Source organism: Achromobacter pulmonis (assembly GCF_902859765.1).
GTDB classification, from domain to species: Bacteria; Pseudomonadota; Gammaproteobacteria; order Burkholderiales; family Burkholderiaceae_B; genus Achromobacter; species Achromobacter pulmonis.
The window spans coordinates 1-733 of record NZ_CADIJV010000087.1 but is presented as its reverse complement, the minus strand read 5'-3'; the positions used below and the strand labels follow the sequence as shown (position 1 = coordinate 733).

Annotated in this window: 1 protein-coding gene; it reads right to left on the bottom strand. The window is 65.2% G+C overall.

All coding sequences use genetic code 11. From position 1 onward, the window contains the following. Window positions 1–733: malic enzyme-like NAD(P)-binding protein (locus tag HV701_RS26605; RefSeq protein ID WP_276529873.1), on the bottom strand; the 733-nt coding region annotated here is incomplete at both ends.

Genomic DNA, 733 nt, shown 5'->3' with positions numbered 1-733 from the left:
TCGCGCGTGATGGTCGTGGCGCCCACGTCCAGCGCGCCGCGGAAGATGTACGGAAAGCACAGCACGTTGTTGACCTGGTTCGGGTAGTCCGAACGGCCAGTCGCCATCACCACGTCGTCGCGCACCGAATGCGCCACTTCCGGCAGGATCTCCGGCGTGGGGTTGGCCAGCGCCAGGATCAGCGGGCGCGGCCCCATCTTGGCGACCATCTCGGGCTTGAGCACGCCGCCGGCCGACAGACCCAGGAACACGTCCGCGCCCTCGATGACTTCGGCCAGCTTGCGCGCCTCGGTCTTCTGCGCGAAGCGCGCCTTGTCCGGGTCCATCAGCACGGTGCGGCCTTCGTAGACCACGCCTTCGATGTCGGTGACCCAGATGTTCTCCAGCGGCAAGCCCAGATCCACCATCAGATCCAGGCAGGCCAGCGCGGCCGCGCCGGCGCCCGACGTGACCACCTTGACCTTGTCGATGTCCTTGCCCACCACCTTCAGGCCATTGATGAAGGCGGCGGACACACAGATCGCGGTGCCGTGCTGGTCATCGTGGAAGACGGGGATCTTCATGCGCTCGCGCAGCTTGCGCTCGACCGTGAAGCACTCCGGCGCCTTGATGTCTTCGAGGTTGATGCCGCCGAACGTGGCTTCCAGCCCGGCGATGATCTCGACCAGCTTGTCCGGGTCGGTTTCGTTGATCTCGATGTCGAACACGTCCAGGCCGGCGAATTTCTTGAACA